General features: G+C 65.0%; 1 protein-coding gene. It reads right to left on the bottom strand.

Going from position 1 to position 1,362, the window contains the following annotated elements:
• Positions 1 to 151: 151 nt before the first annotated feature.
• A partial coding sequence (lepA, locus tag ELR45_RS40830; protein ID WP_240759595.1) for a translation elongation factor 4 occupies positions 152 to 1,362 on the bottom strand: 1,211 nt, incomplete at its 5' end.

Raw genomic sequence — 1,362 nt, 5'->3', positions numbered from 1 at the left:
AGGGTGTGCGGCGCGCCCGTGGACACGCAAGGGTGGGGACCTTGCGGGCGGCGTAAGGCATGCCAGCGTATCGGCGCTTGAGGTTGCGCGTCACGCAATCGACCAAGATACCAGGTTGGGGGCCTTGGCCCAAAGTTCTGGCTCGGCGTCGTCATTTCGAGCCCTTGGTCGCCTGGCCGCCTGCAGAGTCCGAGGAGAGCGCCGCGATGAACGCCTCCTGCGGCACCTCGACCCGGCCGACCATCTTCATCCGCTTCTTGCCTTCCTTCTGCCGCTCCAAGAGCTTGCGCTTCCGTGTGATGTCACCGCCGTAGCACTTGGCGAGCACGTCCTTGCGGATGGCCCGGATATTCTCGCGTGCGATGACGCGGGATCCGATTGCCGCCTGAATCGGCACCTCGAACTGTTGTCGTGGGATGAGCTCCTTGAGCTTGGACGCCATGGCGACGCCATAGGCGTACGCCTTGTCTTTGTGGACGATGGCGCTGAAGGCGTCGACCGGGTCTCCGTGCAGCAGGATGTCGACCTTGACCAGGTCCGACTCGGCGTCGTCCGTCGGCTCGTAGTCGAGGCTGGCGTAGCCACGGGTGCGTGACTTCAAAGCATCGAAGAAGTCGAACACGATCTCTGCCAGGGGAAGCGTGTAGCGCAGCTCGATCCGGTCCTCGGAGAGATAATCCATGCCCAGCATCGCGCCGCGGCGGGACTGGCACAGCTCCATGATCGCGCCGACGAACTCGCTCGGCGCCAGCACCGTGGCCCGGACCATCGGCTCGCGGACGGATGCGATCTTCCCGGTCGGAAACTCGCTCGGGTTGGTGACGATGTGCTCTTCGCCGTCCTCCATGAGGACGTCGTACACGACGTTCGGCGCGGTCGAGATCAGATCGATGCCGAACTCTCGCTCCAGGCGCTCCCGGACGATCTCCAGATGCAGCAGCCCGAGAAAGCCGCACCTGAACCCGAAACCCAGGGCGCCGGAGGTCTCCGGCTCGTACACCAGGGCCGCGTCGTTGAGCCTCAGCTTGTCCAGAGCCTCGCGAAGGTCGGGGTAGTCGGAACCGTCCAACGGGTACAGACCGGAGAAGACCATGGGCTTCGGGTCGCGATATCCGGCGAGTGGCTCGGCCGCCGGCCGCGCGGCGTTCGTCACGGTGTCGCCCACTCTCGACTGGCGGACATCCTTGACGCCGGTGATCAGATAGCCCACCTCACCGACGCCCAGGCCGGAGCTGGGCTGCATCTCCGGAGAGATCACGCCGATCTCCAGCAGCTCGTGCGTCGTCTTCGTGGAGATCATCACAATACGTTCGCGGGGGTGCAGCCGGCCGTCGATCACTCGGATGTAGGTGATCACGCCGC

This window comes from Phytoactinopolyspora endophytica (genome assembly GCF_004138495.1).
In the GTDB taxonomy this organism is placed as follows: domain Bacteria; phylum Actinomycetota; class Actinomycetes; order Jiangellales; family Jiangellaceae; genus Phytoactinopolyspora; species Phytoactinopolyspora endophytica.
Note: the sequence above shows the minus strand (reverse complement) of the source record. Positions and strands in the feature narration are given on the sequence as shown.